We start from the raw sequence: 26505 nt of genomic DNA, 5'->3' as shown, positions 1-26505 counted from the left end.
ACGATGCTTTGAAACGGCGTCCACGTTGCCCTGAAACACCGTCTACCTTCGTCTGAAATGACCGTCTACGATGGCCTGAAATACGCACAACTCATACGGCTCCCAGCATCCAGCCGACCATACAGAAGCGGCCAATGAGCGAATAACCCGGGCTGAGCCCGGATGATCTTCACAAGCCACGCACGAGCGCCACGCGGACGTTGGCGAAAGCGCTTGAACTTGCGAGCCGCCCACCGTAGCAGGTGTGCATCGATGCGACGCAATGTCGGATACAGCGCCGACTTGTAGAAACAGCTGAAGTAGCCGATCCATCCTCGAATGTACGGATTGAACATCCGGGCAAGATCAAACAGCCCCTTGTCGCTGCGCCTTTGGAGGCCCCAGTTACGTACCGCCTTGCGAACCTCTTTGAGCGCACGCGAGCTTGCGCCTGGCAGAAACGAAACTCCGTAGAGCCCTGCTCGCCACTTTGCCAACCGAGGTCGGAATGTATAGCCAAGGAAGTCGAAGCTGACGCATGAGTACTCGCCCTTGCGGTTTGTGTCCTTGCAGTAAACCACCTTCGTTTTCTGCGGATGGAGAACAAGACCGCACGAGCGCAGTCGCGCATCCAGACGTGCCCATAGCGCTCGCGCCTGTCGTTCGGTGCGGCAATGGCAGATAATGTCGTCTGCATACCTCTCAAACGACACCCCAGGCATCTCCCGCCCAAGCCAGACATCAAACGCATAGTGTAGGAACAAGTTAGCCAAAAGTGGTGAGATGACCCCACCTTGCGGCGTACCCTTGTCCCTCACAACAAGCTCGCCATCGCCAAGCATCGCGGGTGCCTTCAGCCAACGCTCGATATAGAGGATCGCCCAGGCGCAGTCGGCATGCCGACGGACCGCCTTGAGTAATAACTCGTGATCGATATTGTCGAAGAACCCTTTGATGTCGATATCGAGCATCCAGTGCGAGCGCCAGCACCGCTCACGCGCCGTCCTGATTGCATCAATCGCCGATCGGCCGGGACGATATCCATACGAGTCTGCGTGGAACACCGGTTCCAGTATCGGCTCCAGATATCGCCGGACTACTTCCTGCGCGATGCGGTCCGCAACCGTGGGAATGCCCAATGGTCGCGTACCACCTCCCGCCTTCGGTATTTCCACCCGACGAACGGGCGAAGGCATGTAGCTGCCGGACGACATCCGATTCCAGAGTTTGTAAAGATTGGCAGACAGCTTCGCCTCAAACTCTTCGATCGATTGCCCGTCCACTCCAGCCGCTCCGTGGTTGGCCTTCACTTTCTTGAAGGCTTCCCACACTTCTCGCTTCTGAATAGCAAACGGCTTTGCCTGCGTCATGCAGCTCCTCCCGTTATCCGGTTGACTGCAGCCGAAGGCTGGACACCATGGCCCCTTCGGTCCAGCACCATTACAGCGCCTTCAACCCTACTACGAGCCATTCTGCCCCTGTGCCCCGTATCGGTACTCTGGCTCTTGCAGGGGTCGCCTGCTCGAGCGTCTCCCTTCACACCGGGGCGACAGGTTCTCCTGTTCCGCATGAGAGCCTGATCCATGTTCACGCCGCCTTCGAGCCGGATGCCGCGCGGGCCGGGCTTCAGGTCTCCGCCCGCACTCATCCCGGAGCGACCACCAACTCCGGTTCTGACATCAACGATACGCTTTCGGCAGTTCATCGACGGTTTGCTCTCGCTCGTCTCCATGGACCTCACCTGACGGAATCAACGCTCCGCCTTTCCCACAACGCTCACCACCATCGCTCTTTACGACAGCAGCTTGTGGCGGTTTGAGACCGACTCCTGATCGCCGGCCCCGAGGGGCCATCCCTCATCTCTCATGCAGTTCCACATCCTTCGTACTTCAAGATGTGTTCCAGGACACACAGTGATCAGCGTACTTGGCAACGAGCACTTGCGCGAGCAAGCCTGTGGTCGGCATGCCCTTGTCGATCACATGGGGCGGCACAGGTGCCTGAATCAGCGTCTCGCACGCCTTGCAGACCCATTTGCCGCGGATATGCCGTTCAACCGTGAACACCCCCGGCTTATAGTCCAGCTTCTCGCTGATGTCCTGGCCGATACGCACGCGCTGACAGCCGCAGGAGCAGGTGAGCTCGTCGGGTTCGTGATGGATCTCGGTGCGCGGCAAGTGTGGCGGCAACGGTGCACGCTTAGGCTTCTGACACTGCTTGTGCGTAGGCGTATTTGAGTGTAATTGCTCGAGCTCGATTTCAAGCACAGCCAGATCGGCGTCGATGGCCTCATTGAGCAGACTCATCTGCTCAACGTTCAATTGCTCGCTGCGCTTGCCAAATTGCAAGCGCTTGAGCACGGCAATCTCATGGGTAAGTTGCTCAATGCGCCTCTGACGGTAGCGCAGCTCCCGCTCCTTCTCGCTCACCTGAACCATCAATTGCGCAGCTAGCGTACGCAGTTCGTCAGGGCTTAAAGCGTTGAGGTTAGCCGATAGGTTCATGCGGCCAGTCTGCCAGAACCCACCGCGCTGCGGCAAGCAAGACAGTTTACGGCTTTGGGGATATTACACGACGCTGATCGCGTGATCGTGTGCGAGTGTGTGCCAGGGCAGCCCGGTTACCAGCGCTCGCAACTGTGCCAGATTCAGCGCGGTGGCAATCGCCTGGTTCCCATTCGTCCAGATGAATCGCCCCTTGTTCAGGCGCCGTGCCGCCAGCCAGATACCGAACCCGTCGTACACGAGTACTTTTAGGCGCGTCGAGTCACGGTTGGCAAACAAATAGGCGTGATGCGGCCGCGCCGCGCCAAACACCTTCACGACACGCGCCAGGATCGTATCGATGCCCGCGCGCATATCGATCGGCTCGGTTGCCAGCCAGATCTCGTCAATGCGCATCATCGCAGCCACCCTTGCAACCACGCCGCGCAATCGGCTGCAGCACAAAGCGGCCAGCGTACCGTCACGCTCGCCGCCCCTCGGCGCACTTCGATCTGAATCACCGTTGAGGCAGGCGCCACGCCCGGCGTCTGCCATTGCAGCGGCACAAACTTCGCCGCGGGCACACTCATCGACTGGCGCGCTTCGCGCGCCACGTCCTGCTGCTGCGCGGCCACCCACCGACGCAGCAGGTTCGCATTCAACTGGTAATGCAGCGCCACCGCAGCGATCGACACGTTTGGCTGCATCGCCGCACGGACCACCGTCTCCTTGAACTGCTTGCTGTGGCGCCGCCGCCGTGTCGGCTGCACCGCTTCCGAACCCACTTCATTCTCGTTCATAGCGTGCACGTGTCCATTAAAAATGAGGTGAACACGATCGTCGCTTCATGACACGGCTGGTTCAAGGTGACATCGCCGGGTGCTTACGGCTGAAGCAGCGCGCCAGACACTGCACACGGAAGTCGAGCGTTTGCAACGCGACGCCCAGGAGCGAGACGCCGCACTCGCCCAAGCGCGCGCCGATTTTGCCCGCGAACTCGATAAGCTGCGGGCCGACACCGCGCGCGCCGAAGCGCGGCTGCAAGCGGCCGAAAAGCGCGCGCTCTTGGAGACCGAGCATGAGCGCCGCATCAGCGCGCGCCTGATCAAGGAACGGGATGCGGCGGTGCGACGCGCCGACGAAAGTGACGCGCAGCGCCGCGCTGAGCGGCAAGCGCTGCAGGCGCAATTGGGGGACGCACGCCAGCACATTGGCATGCTGGAAGGCAACTTAGCCGCGCTGCAGCGCGCGAACGCCGACGCTGAAAAAGCGCGGCGTGTGCGGGAGCGCACACCCACCAAGTTGAGCCGCGCCACCGGCCCGATTAGGCGGCCACGCCCGCCCGCGCGTTCGCTCAAAAAGATTCGGTGACGCAGTCACCGACATTCGCTTTTTATACAAAGGCTCATGTGGACGCAGGCCGGTTAGCAAGCATAGGTCAGCCTATAGCCGATCTCGGGCAAGCCTCGAACTAAGGCGTGAAATGCGAGCCACTACACTTACCGTGATTCTTTCGCGCATCCCGCTTCATCGCTTCCTGCTCGGGCCAGCGGCGGCCTGAATCGCCGTGCCGTTAGCGCCGCGTTTAGCGTCCCCTGTGTGGCCGCTTCGCGCTGCGCAGGGGACTCTCGCTGGAATCTTAGAGTCTACTGTAAGCCCCCAGCGATGACTACGGCACGTCAATTCGACCAGCTCGTCGCCGTCTTCTGTAAGCACCAGCGCGCTGTTGAGCCGATTTTAACTTTTTAACCCACCTCACGCATTGGACTCGGAAAACTGAGGGTACGCCAATTCGAGCGTAGAAAAAACCTGAGTTGTAGCCCAATCGCTAATGCGTTGGATGCCCGAGGCGAAACTGTCTTTAGAAAGAGCACCGTAACCTCCGAAAATCGCCCCGCCCGCTGCAACGGCGAACGAAATCCAGCTTCCATACGTCACGGCTACACCTAATGTTGCACCTACTGCAGGAAATGCCGTATTTATGGCTGTTCTTCCAACTGCATATTCCATAATCCTTCTTGCTCTTCCTTCAAACATCCAGACTCCGAAACTAACCAACCTGGAATCGATACCAGCCGAACCAACAGCCCCTGAGAACCCCATACTCTCGATTATGGCCCGGGCGAGCGGAAAGTAGCTATTTACCATAGACTCTCCAAGGGCTTGTGGGAACTGATTTATTAAATCCGAGCCCAGCCAAAGTCGAGCATGCCACTGCCGAGCCACCGCTCCAGCAGCCTGACCAACTTCTGTGCTCCCCTCGATCTGGCCGTGTATATATCCCATTATGCCACCGCCTAATCCAGTCCCAATGAGAGCAGGAATGTCAGTACCCGTTTCGACACCGACCGCCCGCGAAATACTTTCATATTCCCCCACTGCCACACCGCCTGCATGCGCACCCGCTACGCTCGCTTCAGGGTTCTGTTCTGCCCACCCTAAAACCGAAATCGGCATGGTACTGACCACTGCAGTTGCTGCCCCAGTATGCGATGCGCCGTGCATCTCAGCTGAAACGAATGTGGCCGCCGCGGAATTCCCGACGAAACTGGATAAAGTTCCACCATCCTGTGCGATCTGGCGACTCCTGGAGCTCGCGAAACGTCGCGCAATCTTTGGGGCAGCCCAGACAGCAAATGCCGCCCCTCCAATCGCCGCTGCAAGACCCACGCCAGCTGCCACAAGCGGTGCTGCCCCGGCAACAGCGGCAATGCCCCCCGCCACCGCAACAGCAAGCCCCCCCCAACGCAATGCCCTGCCGACTTGGCCCAACAACCTCAGTTGTGAGGGGGACGCTGTCGCAATGAGGGATTCCTGGTTACGTCGCCGAGCTACGGCTGAATCGCCACCGCGTCTAAATTGCTGTACAGCTTTATAAATTTTGTAGCCTCCGTAAATTGCCCCTGCAACCGCCATTACAGCGCCTGCGCCTGCAGCCACGGCAGGCCCGCCCAATGCCGCAACGCCCAGTATGACCGGCCCCGCCCACGGTATCAATTTCCGCCAGTGCTGTTTTGCCATTGTTTTCAAAAGACGCCCAGTCGACGCTTTCAGCCCATTCGGGTCCTCACGACTAATAGGATTATTTCTGACCATCGAATAGAGATTGAGCCCATCGACCGTGCCTGCCGGATCGGCACTCGCCCATCGCCCCAGCCAGGGCTGATAATAGCGGTAGCCGTAGTAATATAGCCCCGTCCCATCTCGTTCCTTACCCGAATAGCGGATGAACTTATATTTCACTTCGTGATCGTTCCCGCCCCACACCGCAGTGCCGCCATACGGATAATACTCCTCGCGTGTTAAAATCCGCGCTCCGCTGTCTAGCTCCAGGTTCACCGAGCCGATCGGATTGCTCACGCTCCAGCGGTACTGGTCGTTCGGTATCTGCGTGGGCTGTCCAGTGCTCCAGTGCAATACACGCACTGCGCCCTCAGCGGTAGTGACCACTTCCAACGCCTCTTCGATGTTCTCGCCCACGCGTGTTGTTCGAAGCTCCAGGCCCGGCAGGTAAATCACTTCTTCGGTGCGCCACGTGCTGGCGGTTTTCGTGCGGCGCTGTTTCCATACTCGCATCCCATTGCCATCGTAGCCGTACGTTTCCTGGTCATTGTCATCATCGCTGCCACGATCGACCATCGTCACCTGCATCAACTGGTTGCGTTCGTTCCACTCAAGGGGCTGGCCGGGCTGTAATTGCATGCAGTTACCACCCTGATCGAAAAAGCCGCCGCGCTCGATGTCTTCCGGACGCAAACTGTTTTGTTCGGTCTGTGCCACTCCATGGTTGCTTCGAGTGGCGATGACGACCTCGTTGCGATAAGCGTTAGTCCCCTGGCCTTGATGTTGGATCGTGGTGAGGTTGCCGCCTCGATCATAAGTGTAGTTGCGGGTGTAGTTTGTCAAGTTGATGGGGTCGCGCGGCGGCACTGGCTGGCCTGGCCCCTGGCGGCTGGCTGGGGCATTCTCCCGCCCGGTGGCTTCCAACAGCTGATAGAGTGCGTCGTAGCGGTACGTGTGTAGCGGCTCCACCTGCTGGTTGCGAAAGTAGCGAGTCGGCTGCGTGTCGTCGCCAATGGCCAGGATGTTGCCGACCGGATCATAAGTGTATTGCTGAGCTTGCAGCGGCGTGCCATCCTTTTTATGTGTGCGGGTATACAGCAGGCGCTGAGTTTCGGCTTCGTAACCGTAGGCCGTAACTATGCCGTTGCCGGCAGTCTGGCTAAGCAGTTGACCGGCTGCGGTGTACTGAATGCCGTCAACAATGATTTGTTCGTCACGGGCATCAGCCAACTTCAGCCAGCTTGCCTGCAACCGGCCTGCTAAGTCTAAGTGGAAACGATGCCGGTGACCTTTTGCATCGGTTTGCGTGACTGGCTCGCCCAGCGCACCATATCGCCGCTTGGTGGTCCACGCCTCGGCTGAAAGCCGAGCCGTCCACGCCGCCTCGTCCTCACCCGCCCAATTGGCTGAGGCTGCCCGATTCGCTAGCAGCCGCCGGGTATCCTGAAGTGACTTACCGTGAATGGTATAACCAGCAATGCGAACCTGACCCGCCGTATCGTAATAGCGTGCTACATGTCCTTTCAAGTTGTACGCCGATGCCTGAGGCTCGTGTTCGCCATAGAGGATTCGCTCGTGACACCGTTCTGCCTCTCCTGACGGCTGAACATACGTGGCAACAGGACGCCCCAAGACGTCGAATACCTGTCTCGACCGGCTGCCGCGACCGTCCTGGCTCCAGACCATCCGGCCCTCCGCATCGAACAGGGCCACGCTAAGCCCCGCATCCACGCTGTCACGGCGCAGCGTGCGGCCGCTCAATGAATTAACGTAGCGGACATTCGGTGCCACTGCGGGGTCTTGTTGCAGCGCGTCGAAAAGGCGAGCATCCATCATCGACAGAGGATGGCCCCGTTCTGTATGTTGCGCCACACTCACGCGCTCGTCCAACGCTGACGTGCTGCTGTCGCGATTGTATTGAAGCGTCCGAATACCCAGCCCACGGTTATCGATGACCTGGATCACCGGCGTGCCCTTGCAGACATTTTCCCACTTGTTTTCGTTCATAGCGTGCCTTTCTTATTCGTCTTGTTGCCCTTGCATTAGCAGAGTTCGACTCAGGCCGTGTCGTTTTCGTCCTCACTGACGACAAACCATGGGTAAACGCTTTGTCTGCGTTCGTATCCCTTCGCGGTCACGACCCGCACAGCCCGCCCGATCGGATCATAAGACGTGGTATCCGCGTAACTGTAGGTGCGCATCGCATTATCGACAACATAGGCCCAGTCATTTAGGAAGTAGGGCTGGTAGCTGCGCACCGGCTGGCCCTTATTGTCGTATTCGATGCGTCCCGATACCGCCCAGCGCGGTGCCGAACCGGTATCCACTTCCTTTGGCTTACCGTCGGCATCGGCGACGATCTCGCCGTCGGCAGTGCGCTGCCACGCCAGCCCGCCTGGCATCTTCGCACAGCCTTGCAGCGCCCGTCCGAAGCCGTCCTTATACGCGACGTTTATCCGGACCTGCTGCTCTGCATCGTTCGGGTACCGGTCAGCGCTCAGCGCAACTTCGTTGATCGGGTTTCGCGCAACCGAAGCCAGTGCCTCGCGCACGGGCGTGGAAAAGCGTTCCAGTGCTCCACAGCGCGCCAGCACCCCACTGCGCAATTCTCGATGCGCCCTCACGCGGACGTGGCCCTCAGGCGTGATAAACCGTGCAGCGATCAATCGCTGCCAGCATGCGTCTGCTTCGTCCGGTGACAAATCCGAGCGGTCTATCTGCCCCATCCACGCAAAAAAATCCGTCGCATAAATGGCCGCTACCCGTTGAGCCGAGACTCCGGCTTGGTTAATCGCCTGTTCAACCGTCAGACCCGCGGGTACTGGGGAAACCGCGATGGGATCGAATCCCACCTCACGTGCCTCTTCAGTCCCATAAAATGTGCTCGCCACCACCCGGCCCATCGCATTGAACTGCACTTCCTGATGGTTGTCGTTGACATCAATCATGCGCCACGGTTGGAGGAATCGGTAGTCGTATTGGGCTGAGGTGGTGTTGCCTAAAGCATCCCGCACCTGCGTGACTGCACAGTAATACGAATCGTAGGAGAGCTGAGCCGCACTCGTGAGCTGGGTCTTCCTTATTTCGCTCGGAACATAGAAGCTTTCCGGGCCACGGTAGGTGCGATAGCCGCTCGCGATCACCCACACCGGTTCTTCTACCGCATTGGGCACAGCAAGGACGGTCGGTGAAATTTGGTAACCGGCCTCTTCAAGCTTTGCCCTCAGCGCGGGCTCGTCGAGCAGGCCGTCGTAGGCGGCAAGACTCGATGAGTCGAGCTCCGCAACCTCCTGGTGATCCACCAGCGCAATAAAATCGGGGACGCCGTCAGCATCCGTATCCCGGTACACGACCACGCCTTGAGTGCCGAATATGCGCACTTGATCGTCACCCAGCAAACCTTCCGGCGTGCTCAGATTTTCAAAGTTCAGACCGCCGGGTGGCACACGCGCTGCGTCATAAGTCAACACGTTGCTACGTTGCTGCCATGGCAGGCCAAGCCGCCACTGTTGCGGATTTGTCCGATGCCAGACGCTGGCACGCTGCTCCGTGAACCGCAAACACTGCTGCTGCGGGTCGTACGAACTGTGCCATGTCGTGTCCGGCAAGGTATCGGGGTAGGGTGACGTCGATGGTTGGGGGCGGCGGGGATAGCGAATTGCTACACTGTGCAGAGGTATACCGTATGCGTCGATACGCAGCGTCACCGCCTGGCTAACCTGAGGATCGCAATCGATGCGCTCGTATGCATAGTCCAATTGCTCCAGCTGCGAAGGCATCGCGACCGGCACGCCATCGTTTCCTCCGGTTTGAACTTCGCGCACTTGGTAACGGGCTACCGTCACGCGATAAGGCACCTGCTGATTAGGTGCCTCGTCTAGACCATAGATCTCGCTTCGCAACAAGCTGCCGTTCAATGCACGGTACAACCACCATCGACGTTTGGCGGCTGGATTGTCCAGCAATTCATCCTGGCTCGTCTTCGTATCGAATCGCGTCAAACGGGCCGGATGACTCGTGAAAGCGTCAAGGTCTGTCCAAGGCTCACCATACAGCGCCGCTTCGTCCTCCTCCCGGCCAGTGTGGTACCAGTTTCGCGCTAACCGCGGCGGCGCCTCGCTGATGTTCTGGCCTGCGATCCTCGCATCTTCACCGGTGTCCCAGGTCTGCATGAAGCCAAACCCGCGAAATTCCCGCTCTTGCCCGTCATAGACACCCTTGCGATATTGGTATTGTTGAACCAGCCGATTGCCCGAGATTTCGTCGATTTGGATTTGCCGGGACACCACGTGCACGGGAAAGGGCAAGCTGCTCGCTGTGTTCTTTTCTTGCTGTTTTTCGTCTAGCCATTCCTGCGCTGAACTGCGGTAGACAAGCCGGTTTTCCATCCCCATGTTGTTGTTGACGATATTCATCAGGTAGGGTTTGGCGTTGGCAAAATCGTAGCGCCAATGCTTGAGACTCGGGTAAGGGACCGATAGCACGAGACTCGTTGTACCTTGCCCCTGCACGTCCGCCGCACTCAGTGCACACAGCCGGTCGAAGCGCACGCCCGGCGGCAGAGCCAAATCGACGGGCGGTGCAAAGCCATTGCCAGATTGATTGAAGAAGATACGGATACGGTCGCTTTCCGCATACAGCAGATCGGCGGCTCCCGATCCATCCAGGTCTGCCAAATAGACGCAGGCGGGATCGAAGCGCTGCGCATCGAATGGTAACGGTGCGAACACGAACGGCTGCCCGAAGCGGCCCCGCCCGAGGTTCGGCCAGATTCTCACCTCATCGCTGCGGATGCGGATCAAGTGTTGTTGACCGGAACCCAGCAGGTCGCCAAACGCCACTAACTCCCGGGCATCACGCCCAGCAAGGGGAAGTGCCGACACTTGATCCACTTCAATACCGGGCGCAAACCCGTGCCGTTCGTTCGCGTACAGACGCACGCTCTTTGGACCAATCAGAGCCAAGTCGGACAGACCCGCTCCTATGAAATCGGCCATCGTCGCCTTCGAACTAAAAAACTCGATAGGCAGCGCCGAGAATGGTGTAAACGATGACCAGGTACCGTCTGGGGCAAGGCTGAAGTAGCCAGCCAGCCCGGGCTGCGTGACGAGCCAATCCAGCCTGCCATCGCCGTTGATATCCGTGAGCGCCATTGCCTGCGGCTGCAACGACGGAATCTCAGGCAGCGGCCGCCACGTGTCGTAGGTGACGGCATCGCCCCCATCGCTGCTTCGCATCGGCGCCCGGTAATACCAGAGGGGACCGACGCGATACAGCACACCGGCGATGCCCTCGCCGTGCAAATCCACCAGCTGGTAGGGGTACCCGTTGTTCAATCCAGGAAAGAGGTCGAATGGCTGCCACTGGCCCGATGACACCGACGCATCGAACGGTGTGTAGTCCAGCTCCAGGGGAGGCAACGACTGCGGCGTATCATCCGGCTCATACGCGAGCCGCCGCACGCTAACTAGCCTGGTGAGCACGGGATTCTCATCGTACTCGAACAGCAGCCTGGATACCAGCGTGGCAGGCTCGCCGAGTTCATCGGGAAAATGATGAAACATCAGCACCTGACGGCACAAACGGTGACAACGCACTTCGAAGCCGTAGTCGTAGCGCGAGAACGCATCACGCCTAACTAACCAATCGCCAGTGGCCAACCAGGGCGGCGGTACCTGCGGGTCGGTGCCACGCTCGCCGTAATCGAGCACCAGCGAGAACAACCATGTCTGGTCATCGGGTTTCGATGCCGTGAACAGATACAGTGCGCCGGCTGCCAACGCGTTACCGTACTTGACTTCGGCAAGATAGCGATTCGCGGTATGGTCGCGTTGAGCCTCGTTACCTTGCCGGTCGACGCCGGCTTCATCCTCCGGCTTGTATCGGTACCAGATGTGTTGGCCGTTAGGCGAGACCGACTCCTGCAGCAACCACACTGCGATGTGTGACGGTTGCGCTGGATCGGCAATGCGAGCCGCGGGTGTTTTACCGAAGCAATGCAGATCGCCACCGGCGTCATGGAGCAGCCAGAAGTCGCTGCCATTGGCTTTGCCAATCCAATGCTCGATCCGCGCGAAGCCGTGCTCGATACGCGGAAAGTAACGTGCCACCCGATAGGTGTCGTCCAGTGCCAGACCGTTATAGGTGCTAACTTCGGAAGGCGGAACCACGGCGCCATCGGCATCTCGCTCAGGCTCAAGAACATCGCCGCCCGGGCCGATGAATTCATCATCATCGCCGTATTGGGGGGTGCCTCGGCCTGTGCGCCGCCCAATGCTGGGCAATCCAATGTTCCAACCCACACCGAATGGGCCATTGCCGCTGCCGCTCGCATAGCTCAATGCCAGTTGCGGTGCATAGCCGCGGCCAGCCGACACGGGCAGTGGCAGCGTCATTGTCGCGACGCCCGCGGGACCAATCCGGCCTAACGCTTCCCCGAGCCCACGCATTCCCCCGCCGCCTTTAGGGAGTGCCGGCTCGGACAGTGCAATATTGGAAGATGACTGCGTGACTGACATATCCTATTCTTCAAAAATGTTGAATTATTCTTTTATCCGGCTGATTCCGGCCACACGCGATGCACTGTGTCGACGGTACCGCGCTTCGCATCGAGCAACGTGGCACGATATTGCTACACGGCACGCCGTGCGCGATGCGCCGACGGATGACCATTGACCAACAGAGCCAACCCAAAAGCGCCGTTGCCATCGCTGGAGGTTGCGCGCTGCCAACAGAGCCTCGCTGAGCCGGCCGGAAATGGGGAGTGCAGGCTCCACAACAGGAGCCTGTTTAATGGTGTCTAAAATCAAGAACAGATGGTGTAACGGATATGCAAAATCACATCGCTTAAGCTCTGGAGCAATGCTTTTTGCTTGCCTGTCGCATTCGGGAATCGCAGAACAAAGGTACCGTCATCTTCAATTGGAATCCCTTCAAATGGCAAATATTGGCCGTCGTTGAAATCGAGTTGAAACTGACCGCTATCATTCATCCCATGCGAGACGGCAATGGCCGTGCACCCTTTCGGCAGCTTAGGGGCAAGGCTTCCGGTATAACTCAACGTCGCCTGCACGTCCTGATAAGGGCCCAACAATGCGGGTAACGTTACGCTGATTTGCTTGATACGGCGCACGCGGCCCAACTGCAAATCATCCGGGTAATCACCTTTCAGTTTCAACCCGCTAATGTTGACCGACGCAGATAGAATGCCATTCTCATCGAGCTTCAATCCATTCTTATTTGCCTCCCCTACGTCACCCTTGCCCTTAGCAATCAACTCCGCGATGGTCTCTGCCAGGTCGAAATCCGCCTCTAAATCACGATAGACATCGGCTAGCGACACCGTGCGTTGCACTTCAAGCGCGCGGGATTCCCATTTGAGATAGGCGCTTTCGAGTTCGGTTAAATTCAGCATCAGCGACTCGCCGCTGAGCAGTCCCGCATAGGTGCCATGCCAAGCGCCTGGTCTGATAAAGCGATCGTCCGTCTGCGTTTCCCATTGATAGGACTGCTCCGCCAGCAAGCAACGGGATGCCGTCTGAGCATACAGTTGGAAATAAAGAGCCGACAAGCGTCCGCGCAACCAGTTATAGAGGGCCACGTTGCTAAATTTGCGCTGCAGGAACGTCAGCTGCGTGTGAGTTTGCGCCTGCTGTGTTTCCAAATACACCTTTTGCATTTGCGCCGCCTCTTGGCGAATCGCTAGCACCTGCAACTGCGCTTCGATCTGGTTGACTTCGGTTTCCGCACTGTTGCGCAAGACTTCCCATTCTTGGCGGCGACGCCGGTATGCTTCCGATTGGGAGACTCTTTCGGCAGCAATCGCTATGGCGGAAGAGGCCAGCTCCGAACCATTGGCAATAGCATTGGCCAGGGCGCCGTAACGTGCCCCGCCGGTTGCAAGCCCATAGATATTGGGCACCATCTCCAACCCCGCGGCGGTCATATGCAACGCTTTGGTGCCCAGGGCAATGGTTGATGAGGAAAGGCGCAAATCCATAGCCTGGCGCTCACCAATGCTCACATCCTCATCATAAAGCGTGTTGTAATGCGCGAATCGGGATTGAGCGCCTACAAGCGAGCGTTCCAGCACCGTGCGCTCGGCGGCCAATTCGTCCAGTGCTCTGTCCTGGAGCTGGATGCTGAAAGTCATCAACTCAGCGGCCTGTGTGTGCATCAGTGCCGCCAGCGCTTCGGCATCCTGGCGCTCAATGATGCCGGACAGGGTCCCCCCAAATTGCATCAGCTGTGAGACAAGCCCCCGAGCACTTTCTAGCATATGCGGAAAACGCCGCAGGCCGATGGTAACCGTCGGTGACGCTGTTCCGCCTTGCGAGGACGCCACTGCGGCGCTTAGCAGCGTGCTTGGATCGGCTGGGCTTGCATACAGCGGCAGTGACAGCGGCTGCCCATCGAGCGTCAGGTTATGACGCAAATTATACAGGCGTTGGGCCAGTGTTTGCCAATAGCTTTTGAGCTTGACGTTCTCCTGCGGCAGGAATAAGCTGATCAACGAGTTCGCGGTCAACGGTTCACCATCGGCCACAATGGGCGCCGGTTGAAGGCGCTCAAGCGTCAGCCAGTATTGCGCAGCCGTTGTTTGCGAAGCGGCATTGCGTAATGTCGGCGCCGACCACGAGGGGTGCCGATCCAGGTTCGGTTCCTCACCCAACAAGTTAAGGGCTTGCACGTACCACATCTTGGCTTCGGCAAGCGTATCGCGCTCGAGTTGGCGATAGGCATGATCCCCGCGCTCAATTAATAGGTCTAGCAGGCGCATAAAAGTGGCCACTTTATAATGCATAGGGTCGGCCTGCGCCACCGCATCGGGATCGGTGGAATCCAACGGCACCAGGTTCCAACTCGTGCTCTCCAGCAGCGGGCGGACATTCCATTGGCGGCTCTCATACTGGCCGTCCACGGGATAACCAGCCGGGCTAAACACGTACGACAGCCACCGATTTGCCTCGTCAAAGTTTTGCTCTTGCAGCAGACGCTGCATTACCATCATCGGCGAATAGTAAAACAGCTCCCAAAAATACAACGCATTGGCGCCGCTGAAATCCATCGGCTCTTGGTTTACCTGCACGCTAGAAATTTTTAAAAAATCCCCATTTTCAATACCAATTATAATTATTGCCAAATTAGGGGTGACCGTACTCTCAAAATAAACGGAAGCAAACGCTATAATCCCGTCACTCTGCGGCATAGTTGGAATAAATAGCCGAAATCTCGTCAAAGTATTTTCGCTTAAAGCACCTCGATGGCATGTTATCATTCGCTCAATAGGATACTCTGGATAAGGCTCAATTTGTTCAGCTTCTCCTATGTCATTCGGGATCCAAAGACGAACCTCAAAATACCTATTCTCACCATGTGCAGACTTATCATAGGGCGGCAGAAAAAAATCGAAGTAACTTCCTTCGCCGAGCTGAGGCTCTTGGATTTCCTGAGCGCTAAGGCTGAGGACATTATCAATCCCCTTGTTTGCCAGCGATATGAGTTTTTTTGCAAAAAGAGTGTTTAAACGGATCCGGCGCCATCCAATCTGCATGTATTGCACGCCATTATCAATTTTATTGATAGACATAACATTGCCGGCATCGTTAGCACGACGACTGACTGTAATAATAAAAGTCTCACTACCAAGAAACCTGCCGTCTTTAGCCATTGCTGCCAATACCACAGGTATTTCTTTAAAATATTCATCATCTTCGAATTTGGGTATTTTAACTTGAGAAACATCAATATCAAAAGCCATGTCCTCCATGCTTGGCGCAGGAAATTTGTCTTTATATGAAAATTTCTTTCCCAATATTTCAACGGTTGCCGATGCCAAAGCAAGATCAATTTCCTTAATATCATTGATATCAAGATATTTAGCTCCATGAATACCATCACTACGCTTTACCACATCAATTTTCTTGTAGCTCTCCCTACTCGATTTCGGTTGAAATTTCTCGCTGAAGGAATTTGACTTCCAATTTGTCTGAAATTCATCGATAGCCACACCCCGAGAAAATGGCGTAATGAGAATATATGGATTATTTATCCAAGTATGATACGAAATTCCAATCACTTCTCCATCTTTACCGCTGGCATGTGTTATTGCTTTTAGATTATTATCACTTTTTTTAGAAAAGTGTAAAAATTTATCCATTCCATCGCCGCAAAATCTCATTAAGTCAGAATACATGCCTTCATAGCACAACTTGATTTGTGCTTTAAAAGAAAGCGTTCCATCGTCCAAAATGGAAATTGATGTCAGCCTTCCACCCTGAATTTTACTTAAAGATAACTCACCAGCTTTCCTTTCTCTACTCTTATCCACTGAGGATGAGGTGGAATATCCTCTAGGCATGTATCTATTACCAATCTTCTTCGTTTTTTTGGTATCCAGTTCCGAGCTGACAACTTTTAGGATGTTATTAAGATCACTTGACGATATATCTTCTCCTGACAAGTCATCATTAATTAACCAGCCGATTGCATTTGTAGTAGCTGCCAGACCCGTGATACTCGAAACATCGATGGCGTAATTATCTTTTTTTTCATACAAAATGGTTAGTAAAGTATGCTCTTCATTTTGAGCAGAACAATACAAACCGATATTTTTGCTCGCGATAGCACCCGAAAGCAAAGCCGTATCTATTTCATAGGAAAGCGGCGAACTCCAGGTGCCGTCATATTGATGATAAGATAATTTAATTTCATACGCCCAAGCCTTGTCTTGAGCGCCGTTTTTTTGCTCGACAACCTCTCTTCTCTCAACCCATAGGGTATAAAGCCGAGATTCTAAAATAATGGGGCGAATCAAATTTTCGAATGGATTGATCGCACAATTGATGTGCAACCATTCCGACCAGGCATTTGCCGGAACAATTGCGCCGTCGAATTTGTCATGATCAACACTGCGCCAATAATATTCACGAGGCTCTGATTGGCTGACGCCAACAAAATATGTTATCCCTTGGTTTATATTCACATGATCGTGATAGCCACTGACAATAGTCAAATTTGCGATCTGCTCAAAATTGGTCAAATAGGACTTAAACGCAGCCTCTGTTGTGTCGGCATTAAGTTGACTTTGATTGATGATTTGCAGTAAGTTGCTCAGCATCGCCGTTTGGCCAATGCGCTGAGTCGGGTCGAGGTAGTTTTCGGGATAATACGTTAGAAGAGAAACACCCGCCCATGTACTATAACGCTTGTTATATCTGTCCCACTCCTTGAAGAAGGAACGGCCAGATACAATACTATTGACATTGTCCTCGAGACGCTGAAGACAGCGGTTAACGTAGAGCTGAACACTTGCAATCGCTTCGGCAATCCGGCTGGTCTTGACGTCTGCCCTGACTTGATTATCGATCAGCAAATACTGGTACAACCCATCACGATCGGTAATGCCAAGCTCCGGCGCAGCGACGGTATTGATATAATAGAAACTTAGCGCCGTACTTAACCTTTCATCCAACCACACAGATACTTGACGACCCTGCAAGCTTGTTAGCCCGGCTATTAGGGTACCGGCAACGGCTTGCCAGCGAGCATAATCATGTTCAGTGCCGTAGCGCAATGCCAACAGCTGGGCAATATCATTCGGCGCAACACCTAGTGTGACGGCCGCTCGGTGCCACTGTAACAACGCATCGATGGTCAAGAAATCGGTTAGATTTCGGGGTTGACCTTCTAGCTGGTCAGCCGCCAGCTGCAACGTGGCTTCATCAATGCCCATCGCACTAGCCAGGCTCGAAACCGTCAGCGTGTTTTGGCTGAGTGCCGCCAGCACTTGCGAAGCGGATTCTCCCAGGGAAGAGACCCAGTCATGGTAGCGCGTCAGCAGCATTAGACTCGCCACGTCATGGTGAATAAAGAAGAGATCGGATTTTATATGCCTTGGCGAATTTACAGCCATCGCAAGCTCCGCCTCACTCCATTGAAGCTGGGTGTTTATTAGCGCGAGTTGAGCCAGATGATGGCAAAACTGGACAGCTTTGGGCGGAACCTTAAGTGCATCAATATTTAAATCCTTGACAGCCCCCCAAAAATCATCAACCTTAAAAGCGAGCGCATTGATTTTATCTGCCCAAATAAGCAGATAGCGCGCCACGTCTGCGGAAGAGAGTCCAAGCGAAGAGGCGATATAAGGCGCCATCGCAATCTTTAGATCATCGCCCGTTGCGCTTGTCTCTTCTGTCAATCCAGCACACAGGGTTCTGACCAGGTTCTCGATTTCTGGCGTTTGCGTGGTATCGTAAAAAATTGTCGTCATTAGATAAATCGAGGCAACGTTCCACCCCCGCTTATCCATCCACTGAGTCGTGCGATACACTTTTTCGATGAGCTCGGACAATGGCCCGTCTTTGACACCCAGCAGCAGGTCTTGACAACCGAGTATCGTAAGCAGCAGATTCAATTCTTGAACGCTTAGCCCGTGAACGTCTGCCAGCAATTTAACTCGGTAAAGGCTAGAAAGGTTCGTCAGACTGTTTTCGATTGCATCGGCGGACCGCCTTCCCTCCTCTAAAAAAGGAAAGACTGGCATCGCCCCCAACAGATACAGGCCAATATTATCCACATCGAATGCGCGTTTTAGTACGGCGCGGCGATGATCGTCACCTTGAGCATCGGGCTTCATCTGAAGCTTGTCGCCCCCCCAGTCAAAGCGCTGACCATTTAAAAGCGGCGTATTGAACAACATGTCGAATTGACTCAATGGCCTTTCCGACGTAGTTGCAATATCGGCGCCAGCCAGGATCAGCGCTTCGTCCACATCGATGGCATAACGCTTCTGATAGCGCTTGACCAGAAGTAGGTCTCTTAGCACATCGTTGGTAATCTGCACACGGCTACCAAGCCGCGCCACCCGTTCAATTATCGCTAGAGGTAGCTCCGTGGCTTTATGTAAGCGAACTAATTTGTTGATCGCAAGGAGAAACTCTTCATGTGAGGCCTCTAAAACAGCGAAGGTGTATCGGGCAGTAATAAAGCCGCCGCCGGTTTCATCCCACATTTCGACTACAATTTCGACATCAGGAGAAATATTTTCCCCGATTTCGATAAAGTAATTGACGCCAAGATTAGATTGATAGTCTTCAATTCTTCCTATGCTTTGGTTATCATATTGTACAATACAATATCCCGGATTTACTATTTCTTCATAATTTCTGTTTACGTTTACATTAACACCCCACTTTCCCTCTAAAAATTCTATATTAACATAATTATAAACGCTGAAACCTCCATTTTTGCCAACAATATTTGTGCGAAATATTTTGCCATTACCTTCCGCAGCAGTAAATACGTTTTCGTTGGAATACGGATCATATTCCCCGGGAGTTCCAATTAATTCTTCAATAATGTTCGCGTCAACATTGTAATATTGAGCCAATGCCTTTGCGTTAAAAAGATATTCTTTCGCCTCAAATTTGAAATTCTTTTTAAATAACTCTTCAATATTTTCTATATCAATATCCTCTACTAGAATATCGTATAATTCCGGTGAAATTTTGCCATCGACACCCAGTAATGTTGTCTGATCGATGGATGGTACCAGCGCAGGCACAGCCATTATGTCCTGGAAATTCACATCACGAACAGTGAGTGTCTGACAAATACTGTGATGAGCGTGATGATAAGGCGTTTCGCCGGTATAACGATATGACGCCAATTTTAGGTACGCTGCATCGGTGTCGATGGCGTCCTTTTCTAATATCCCGTTAAGTAGAATTTCGTTAGATAGAGAGAGAGTTGTCACCTCTTCATCCATATTATTCTGATTGAGGTTTAGGCTTCCCAGGTCTGGTCGGCGTTTGTCCAAGTGATAAGAGGAATCGACGTCATGGAAATTAACCGCCTCACGATACAGTTCGGTCAGATAGGCTGCGGGGGAAAACATCGAGGACACCGCACCTTCGGCGACATATTTACTCGCTCGATACCCAAACATATCGTCATAGCTGCGGATATCTTGTGACATATCCGGCATGCTCAAGGATAGCGCTTGGCGTAACTGCGGATTCGCATGAGTCAGTATCTTACGCTCGTAAGCTTCAACTTCCTTTTTCTGCTGGATCGCTGCATTATAGAGCTGACGTTTCTCGCCCCAATTCATTACATCGCATGTGCGCCGGCTAAACTCCTCAAAAGAGTACTGCGCAATTTCTGGTAGGGATAAGATAGGCATCGCCTTATTTAATTTGGACAATAAATTTACCATCTTATTTTGATAGTCCATCTGTTCCTTCCTTCGTATAAATATAGAATATATAATTCAATTTTTTTGAAATTGAAATTTACGTGCGGCGCTTTAAAAGCAATAATATAAAGTCGCATCTCCTGAAAATATAAAAAATGTCAAGTGGTGATGTCACCGAACCTTCGATTTTCAGGCCATTTGGCCGCAGATCGATGGTGCTATCAAGAATCGGGACTTTTCGTATGACAGCCGCAGCGCATAATGAATAGAATCAATGGATTATCGTTCTCTGAGGACAGTGGCTCAGGTGCTACGTTACCAAGTGAACAATGCGATGTCAAACACGTTGCGATAACCCGCGTCGAGCAGACGTTGGTGGATCTCCCGGCATCTTTGTTATACAAAAAATTAGTTGTTTCTGCCTGCGGCAGCAGGTTGTGTCCAGGGCAATCGTGCTATAAGGAGTGGTTGTAACAAATCGTATTTAAAAAGGTGTTGACTCGCTTTCAACAGGCTGGTCGGCTCAAATTATCTGCAAACCACGAATCGTGCCGCTCACATTGTTTGCAAATAGGCTTGCATTCAACACGCATTCCATCGTGGCTGGCTCACGCTATTTGAAAATCATCTAACGAGGCAAGCGAACCGAATATAAGTTTATCGCCATGTTTTCAGTGCCGGCTAAACTGTCAAGTCAAGCACACTCTAACCGGATGTCAGGATAAGCCACTTGGAGTCGTCAAAATAGAGCTATATTTTTAATTTCTTGATGGATTGCTGCGCAAGAATTGGTGAGCCGAAAGCATTCAGCTCTGGCCGGGAGTTCGCGGCATGGGTGGGCCTTGTGCCAAAGCAAACGGGTTCGGGCGGCAAGGTGAATCTGCACGGGATCAGCAAACGCGGCGATGGATATCTACGCAAAATGCTGATTCACGGTACGCGTAGCGTTATCGCAAATGCGAAAGATCCCGGCCCGCAGGTCGAACAGATGAAGAAGAGGCGACCACCGAATGTGGTGGCAGTCGCGTTGGCGAACAAGATGGTGCGGACGATCTGGGCGATGCTTGCCCATGAACGTCAGTACCAGAAGAACTATGTGAGCGTAAAACCGGTCTGAATAGCGGACACGACTAGCAAGGCTAACGTTTTACAAAGGGTGGACGTCGAAAGGTTGCGTTGGCAATCGAGTGTGATGACAAGACAGGTCGGATCGGGACTCGCAAAACCTGGTCAGTGATATGAGCTTCAAGCTCGAAAGACTAATGAGGTGCGAGTCAGCGGATTTCATAGGAGCCCGCAGCGGAATACCGGCTGCAACAAGGCCGGATACATAGCTGCAACCTATCCTGTCAACGTCGGAACACACGAGAACCTTGCGCAAAGGGACGCGTTCATACATAGGTGTTGTTTTCATGAGCCGTATGTTCCATCCACCGCGCCATGGCGCAACGCTGCGTGAAGACGTGTTGCCCGCGCTCGGGCTGACCGTGACGCAAGCTGCCCAACTGAACTGACCCCGGAAAGTTGGACGCTAACCTCTCGGGGGCTTCATGAGCAGGTACACTGAGCAGCAGAAGCTGCAAGTAGTTGAGGATTATTTATCGGGTCGGTCGGGCCTGAAGACTGTCGCCAAGCGGCATGATGTCGATATTTCTGCGGTGTGCAGCTGGGTAGCGGCATATCGCGAGCATGGGTGCGCCGGGCTCATGAAGAAGCAACGTGTTGATTACAGCGCCGAATTCAAGCTGGCGGTGCTAAAACGCATGCGTAGCGAAGGCCTGTCCTGCCGACAGGTTGCTGCAAAGTTCGACATCCGACTCTTCAAGATAGTCGACGAGTGGGAGCATCGGTATGATGAAGGCGGCCTGGAGGCATTATCTCCAAGGTGCCGAGGACTACCCAAGAAGATGCCAACAACAGTAAATTTTGCCGACTTGCCAGTAAAAGCAGTTCAAAGAGAAGCGCGCACGCAGGACGAGCTCCTTGCTGAGGTGAAACAGCTTCGCATGAAGAACTGTAGTGGTCTAATGAAACCGGACACTGATCTAGGCGAGAATGCTCGTCATGAAGAGGTGTCTGATGAAGAAGCAGCGACATACGTTTTCCCCGGAATTCAAACAGCAAGCCGCCTGTCTGGTGCTCGAGCAGGGCTATAGCCATATGGAGGCGAGCCGTTCGGTGGGCGTTGGCGAGACGGTACTGCGTCGCTGGGTGCACCAGCTTCAGCAGGAACGTGAGGGCATCACGCCGCAAGGCAAGGCGATCACGCCGGATCAGCAACGCATTAAAGAACTCGAGGCGCGTATAGAACGCCTCGAACGTGAGAAGGCCATTTTAAAAAAGGCTACGGTAGGTTCAACTGATGGATGCAACACCGATGCTGGCGTTTAGTTTATCTGCTGGCGTTGCGAACCCCAAAGTTTTTCTTGGACGTTGATTCAACTGCATGGCAATTTTGTTCAATTCTGCCTGCGAGTAGCCCGCAAGGTTAGTACCTTTCGGGAAGTACTGGCGCAGAAGGCCGTTGGTGTTCTCATTCGTGCCGCGCTGCCATGGACTTTGAGGATCGCAGAAGTAGACCTGAACATTAGTTGTCACCGTGAATTTCTTGTGTTGAGCGAGCTCCATGCCCCGATCCCAGGTGATTGATCGGCGCAGTTCGATAGGTAGCTTGCGAACTTGCTTGCTTAACGCTGAAACGACGCTTTCCGTGTCTTTTCCGTTCACTTTTATGAGCATAGTGAAGCGTGAATGACGCTCTACTAAAGTTGCGATATATGTGTTGTTCGAGCCGCTGAGCAAGTCGCCTTCCCAATGGCCGGGAACGGCTCTGTCCTTTGCTTGCGCAGGCCGTTCACGGATCGATACCGCATCGATGATTTGTCCACGCGGCTGTCTCTTCGCGCAAGCTTTTTTTGAACGACGCATCATGCGGCGCGTGCGCAGATGCTTCATCAGTTCCGCTTTCAGTACGCCACGGGCTTGGATGAAGAGACTACGATAGATCGTTTCGTGCGAAATCTGCATAGATGCATCGTCAGAATAACTCAGCTTTAACCAGCCAGCGATCTGCTCTGGTGCCCATCTTTGTTGCAGCTTCCGGGCAACCCATTGTCCAAGCTTGGCGTTGACGGCTAAGCGGCATAGTTTAGGCCGCCTCGCCAGCTCCCAGGCCCTCGCATCCGCTAACGCCGCCCTGTACTGACTCAAGCCGCCATGGCGAGCAACTTCCCTGCTGATCGTAGAGGGCGATCTACCAAGGCTGGCTGCGATCTTGCGAAGCGAATAGCCGGCGCCGAGGCCGCGCGAAATCTCCTCTCTATCCGCAAGCGTCAATGCCCGAGCTGAGCGCTTGCGCGCGATAGGCATGATGCCGCCGTTCGGCCGTACGATGGCATGGATCGACGCCGCGTGTTTGCCCAGCGAGCGCCCGATATCACTTAGAGTCGCTAACACAAGTCGTCCACGAAGCACGAACAGATAACGGCAGCAGCCAAGCGGAGCAAGGCGATATGAATGTCCAGACGCCGCTCAAAGCGGATGCGCAGCTTACCAAAACCGGCAAACCAGGCGTGCGTGCGCTCAACTACCCAGCGATGTCGTCCGAGCCGCTCGCGCTTTTCTACGCCTCGACGGGCGATGCGTGCAGTGATTGCGCGTTGCTTCAGATAGCGTCGGCAGTGGGCAAAGTCGTAGCCCTTGTCCGCATGCAGTTTGCTCGGACGTTTGCGCGGCGAACCGCTCAAGCCCGGCACGGCCGGGAGGGTATCGAGGGTGCGCTCGAACGCCATCGAATCATGCCGGTTGGCACCCGTGACTGTGATCGCCAAGGGAACGCCTCGGGCATCTACGACCAGATGCCTTTTGCTCCCGAGTTTGCCCCGGTCCGTCGGGTTGGGGCCGGTTTCCTGGCCCCCCGGGGGCTGGCAATGCTGGCCGCATCCAGGCTCGCTCGCTCCCAATCAATCTGGTCATGTTCACGCAACCGGCAAAGCATGGCCAGATGCAGCCTGCTCCACACGCCTGCGGCCTGCCAGTCGCGCAATCGGCGCCAGCATGTCATGCCGCTGCCCAAGCCGAGCTCCTGCGGCAAGTCTTCCCATGGAACGCCTGTATGCAGGACATACAGAATACCGTTCAATGCCGCCCGGTCGTCGACAGTGCGCCGACGCCCGCCTTTAGGTGAGGGCGTGAACGCTGGAATCAACGGCTCCAGCACCGCCCATAATTCATTGCTGATTTTGCGTCTTGCCATGACTCCAGGATACGCGCCTTACAGCCTGACGTCCAGGTTGCGTTAGCGACTCTAAGCCTGCTTTCCGATGAGCCGCAGGGGCGGAAGACCTTTTTCAGTAGCCTGGCCGCATCGCGGAATGTCCGTGACGTTTACCAGTCAGTGTGGGCCCGCTTTTCCATTGGCGGTTTCGTCGATATCGTCTTTTTCTTGCGGGAAGGCAATACGTCGAACTTGCCTTGACAAAACCGCTCTCGTCCCGCGACGGTGCTGCCGGGCGTCATCACATTGTTTCAGAGTGTCGAATCGGGTTGGCGTGCTTGGCGAAATGGGTTGATCTTTATGCTTATGATGGCGGGTAGGGATAGAAGGTGGGGCCACATTACGCCGCCATCAGTTTCTATTTGAACTTCGGATTCGAACAACGGTTCGGGACTTTGTGACGCAGTAAAAGCCGGGTTACCGATCGTGCGAAAAAATGGCACGGAACGAATAACGTATTCGTTGCACACTGATGGTCGTCGATGCTGGAAAAAGGACGAGTAGCGTAACGGCCGCTATACGGCCCGTTTCGGTCATATCCAAGGTATTGGCGGGCGAGGTGAAGCGCGGCGTGTTGAGAAGCGGCATCATCAACCCGTCGTTGTGGACCTGTGCGGGCCCGCACGCGCCCGGTGCTTGCCGCTGTGCGCAGAACTCCGGTTCCTGTCGCTTCGCGACGGGCCCATATGGCAAGTTCCCCGTGGTTACTCTATTACGGGGCCTTTACCCAATTTGCTCAGACCTGTTGGTGGGGCGTGATTTACAGGCTTGACAGGTAGCCACCGATCCGTCTCGCTCGCTGTTTTCAACCCTTCGAAGATCAGGGTCTGTTCGCGCAAAGACGCAGTCTTCATTTTTTTGGCGGCGAGTTGGACTATCACCGAAGGTCTTTTACTTGATTTCGGCGGACGAGGCGGCGCTGCCGGAGTGGTTTGCTTTGACGAAACGTTGCCTTTGGTGGGACAGGAAGCTGGGACGGCAGGAGTTGTAGGGAATTTCTTAAGGAGCTCGGTCTCCGTTTCTGTTATATCTTCAATGTCTTTTGAGGCAACATTATCTTTGCCTCTCTGATTTTTCCGCGTAGCTTCATTCACCGTTTTCTTCGCCTCGGAGATCACAGCCTTTGTACTTAGCAACTCTGCCTTCATTGTTTTGACTTCGACTTCGATTTTTTTGAATTCAGCTTTTTTGACGTTGACTTGGCCGACTTTTACCCTTGCGAACGCCTGTTTTGATGAGGTGCTACCGCTTCGGGGAGCCGAGCCAGCCTCGTGGGTGATTAGATGTGCGAGCGAGTTCTTTCGTTCGGGTAGTTTGATGTCTGGAGTATTACCCTTTGCCGTGCTGGTTTGTGTAGAAGCTTTTGTTCCAACGCCGGCGCGATTATCTGCGAGGGCAGGGCGTGACGGAACTTGAGGAAACTTCTTAATAAGCTTGCTCTCCGACGAGCCGCATGGGCAGAAGGCCTTTTTCAGCTGCTTAGCCACATTCCGGACTGTTTGTGACGTTTTCGAGTCGGTGGAGGCTGGCTTTTCCATTGGCGGTTGCGTCGATATCGTCTTTTTCTTGCGCGAAAACAATCCGTCGAATTTGCTGTGCCAAGATCGCTCGCTTCCTGCGACGGTGTTGCCGGACGTCGTCACATTGCCCCGGGGTGTCGGATCGGATTGGCGTGCTTGGCGGAATGGGTTGATCTTTATGCTCATGGCGGTGGAGAGAATAGGAGGTGGGGTCTACATTACGCCGCCATCAGTATCTGTTTGAATGTCGGATCCGCATAAACGTTTTGGCAAACGAATGGCCACGTGCTGTTGGATGGCTGGGATGTATACTTTGCGTGTCAGCGTTCTCTAGGTGTTGCCGGCAGAGCCACGTAAAATCCTTTTTTACTCAATAAGTTACGTTGAGAATCGCTCTACAGCAATGCCCATCGTTGGCGAAAAAACAGCACACCTGTGCTGAACTTAATTAGATTTTGTAGAACGGTTCGGAAAAGGACACGATGGTGCACGTACCCATGCATGGACCGGGAGGTAAGGCCTTGTTCAATGGCACGATCAGTTGCTTCCGTAAAATGTTTCCGCTGAGCTGCCCTAGTCGCATCCAGCGCTCCGGCTGCTGGTCGCTTCATAGTAGAAAGCTAGGTCGCTTTCCTATGGAATCCCAATCGCCTTTTCGTGGAATCAATAGTCGTTTATACGTGGAATACCTAGATCCTATGTAGCGCGAGACTAACCAAAGCTTAAGTTGTAAGCTTAAGTGAATCAAGGCGAACGCAACGGAGGCTATCATGCGTACAGATCACTTAGCCGGAGCCGATGCTGAGAACGTAATACTGGCAGCGTCACTCGAACTGGCAGGGGCCCAATGGAAAATTGCGCTGCACGACGGACGCAGACAGAGTCCAGCGGTACACACGGTAAGGGGAGCGCAAGCGGCCCTGCGAGTGCAAGCCCTATTGGAGGTGATTGAGCGGTACAAGCAGAAATGGTCGCTGCCCCAAGATG

At 54.5% G+C, this 26505-nt stretch carries 11 protein-coding genes and 5 pseudogenes; 6 read left to right on the top strand and 10 right to left on the bottom strand.

Features of this window, described 5'->3' with window-relative positions; translation table 11 throughout:
- Positions 1 to 65 precede the first annotated feature (65 nt).
- The 4 genes and pseudogenes from ltrA to KQH55_RS09105 form a co-directional block, all read right to left on the bottom strand.
- Entirely contained in the window at positions 66 to 1349 is a 1284-nt protein-coding gene (gene ltrA / locus KQH55_RS09120; protein WP_235090645.1) for a group II intron reverse transcriptase/maturase, read from the bottom strand.
- 543 nt (positions 1350 to 1892) lie between these two features.
- A pseudogene (locus KQH55_RS09115) lies at positions 1893 to 2483 on the bottom strand (IS66 family transposase zinc-finger binding domain-containing protein); the annotation flags it as partial.
- 63 nt (positions 2484 to 2546) lie between these two features.
- A complete protein-coding gene (gene tnpB, locus KQH55_RS09110) occupies positions 2547 to 2882 on the bottom strand; it encodes an IS66 family insertion sequence element accessory protein TnpB (RefSeq protein ID WP_235090644.1) in 336 nt (111 codons plus the stop codon).
- Positions 2879 to 3262, bottom strand: coding sequence for a transposase (locus KQH55_RS09105; RefSeq protein WP_235090643.1), 384 nt, complete (start codon positions 3260 to 3262; stop codon positions 2879 to 2881). The genes tnpB and KQH55_RS09105 overlap by 4 nt, the downstream gene beginning before the upstream one ends.
- Positions 3263 to 3341: 79 nt before the next feature.
- Here KQH55_RS09105 and KQH55_RS09100 point away from each other — a divergent pair, with 79 nt between their 5' ends.
- Positions 3342 to 3833 (top strand): hypothetical protein, encoded by a 492-nt coding sequence (locus KQH55_RS09100; RefSeq protein WP_235090642.1) that lies wholly within the window; start codon positions 3342 to 3344, stop codon positions 3831 to 3833.
- Between the two features lie 384 nt (positions 3834 to 4217).
- Here KQH55_RS09100 and KQH55_RS09095 read toward each other — a convergent pair whose 3' ends face one another.
- The 3 genes from KQH55_RS09095 to KQH55_RS09085 form a co-directional block, all read right to left on the bottom strand.
- Positions 4218 to 7532, bottom strand: a complete 3315-nt coding sequence (locus KQH55_RS09095) for an RHS repeat domain-containing protein (RefSeq protein ID WP_235090641.1) — start codon at positions 7530 to 7532, stop codon at positions 4218 to 4220.
- 50 nt (positions 7533 to 7582) lie between these two features.
- Positions 7583 to 12043, bottom strand: a complete 4461-nt coding sequence (locus tag KQH55_RS09090; RefSeq protein ID WP_235090640.1) for a SpvB/TcaC N-terminal domain-containing protein — start codon at positions 12041 to 12043, stop codon at positions 7583 to 7585.
- A 287-nt stretch (positions 12044 to 12330) separates the two neighbouring features.
- Positions 12331 to 19761 (bottom strand): neuraminidase-like domain-containing protein, encoded by a 7431-nt coding sequence (locus KQH55_RS09085; RefSeq protein WP_235090639.1) that lies wholly within the window; start codon positions 19759 to 19761, stop codon positions 12331 to 12333.
- A 742-nt stretch (positions 19762 to 20503) separates the two neighbouring features.
- On the opposite strand from KQH55_RS09085, the pseudogene KQH55_RS09080 reads away from it, so the two are divergent.
- From KQH55_RS09080 to KQH55_RS09065, 4 genes and pseudogenes are all read left to right on the top strand, one after another.
- A pseudogene (locus KQH55_RS09080) lies at positions 20504 to 20839 on the top strand (transposase); the annotation flags it as partial.
- Between the two features lie 295 nt (positions 20840 to 21134).
- Positions 21135 to 21224: pseudogene (locus tag KQH55_RS09075) on the top strand (addiction module antidote protein, HigA family); the annotation flags it as partial.
- A gap of 48 nt (positions 21225 to 21272) precedes the next feature.
- On the top strand, positions 21273 to 21878 hold the full coding sequence (locus KQH55_RS09070; protein ID WP_235090638.1) for a transposase: 606 nt from the start codon (positions 21273 to 21275) through the stop codon (positions 21876 to 21878).
- Positions 21802 to 22089 (top strand): annotated as a pseudogene (locus tag KQH55_RS09065) (transposase); the annotation flags it as partial. The gene KQH55_RS09070 and the pseudogene KQH55_RS09065, both read left to right, overlap by 77 nt.
- On the opposite strand, the gene KQH55_RS09060 reads toward KQH55_RS09065, so the two are convergent.
- The 3 genes from KQH55_RS09060 to KQH55_RS09050 all read right to left on the bottom strand — a co-directional run bounded on the left by KQH55_RS09060 (position 22078) and on the right by KQH55_RS09050 (position 25704).
- The gene (locus KQH55_RS09060; protein WP_373566380.1) at positions 22078 to 23178 is read right to left on the bottom strand and encodes an IS30 family transposase; all 1101 of its coding nucleotides are present in this window, start codon (positions 23176 to 23178) and stop codon (positions 22078 to 22080) included. The pseudogene KQH55_RS09065 and the gene KQH55_RS09060 overlap by 12 nt on opposite strands.
- Positions 23172 to 23977, bottom strand: a protein-coding gene (locus KQH55_RS09055; protein ID WP_235090637.1) for an IS5 family transposase whose coding sequence is annotated in 2 segments (ribosomal slippage) — positions 23172 to 23647 and positions 23647 to 23977 — 807 coding nt in all. Because the reading frame shifts where the segments join, the coding sequence is not laid out codon by codon here. Before KQH55_RS09055 ends, KQH55_RS09060 begins: the two co-directional genes overlap by 7 nt.
- 725 nt (positions 23978 to 24702) lie before the next feature.
- A complete protein-coding gene (locus KQH55_RS09050) occupies positions 24703 to 25704 on the bottom strand; it encodes a hypothetical protein (RefSeq protein ID WP_212667338.1) in 1002 nt (333 codons plus the stop codon).
- A gap of 584 nt (positions 25705 to 26288) precedes the next feature.
- Here KQH55_RS09050 and KQH55_RS09045 point away from each other — a divergent pair.
- Positions 26289 to 26505 (top strand): annotated as a pseudogene (locus tag KQH55_RS09045) (IS110 family transposase); the annotation flags it as partial.

The sequence above is a fragment of the Mycetohabitans sp. B3 genome (assembly GCF_021498065.1).
GTDB lineage: Bacteria > Pseudomonadota > Gammaproteobacteria > Burkholderiales > Burkholderiaceae > Mycetohabitans.
The sequence above is the reverse complement of the archived record's forward strand: the minus strand, read 5'-3'. Positions and strand labels throughout refer to the sequence as shown.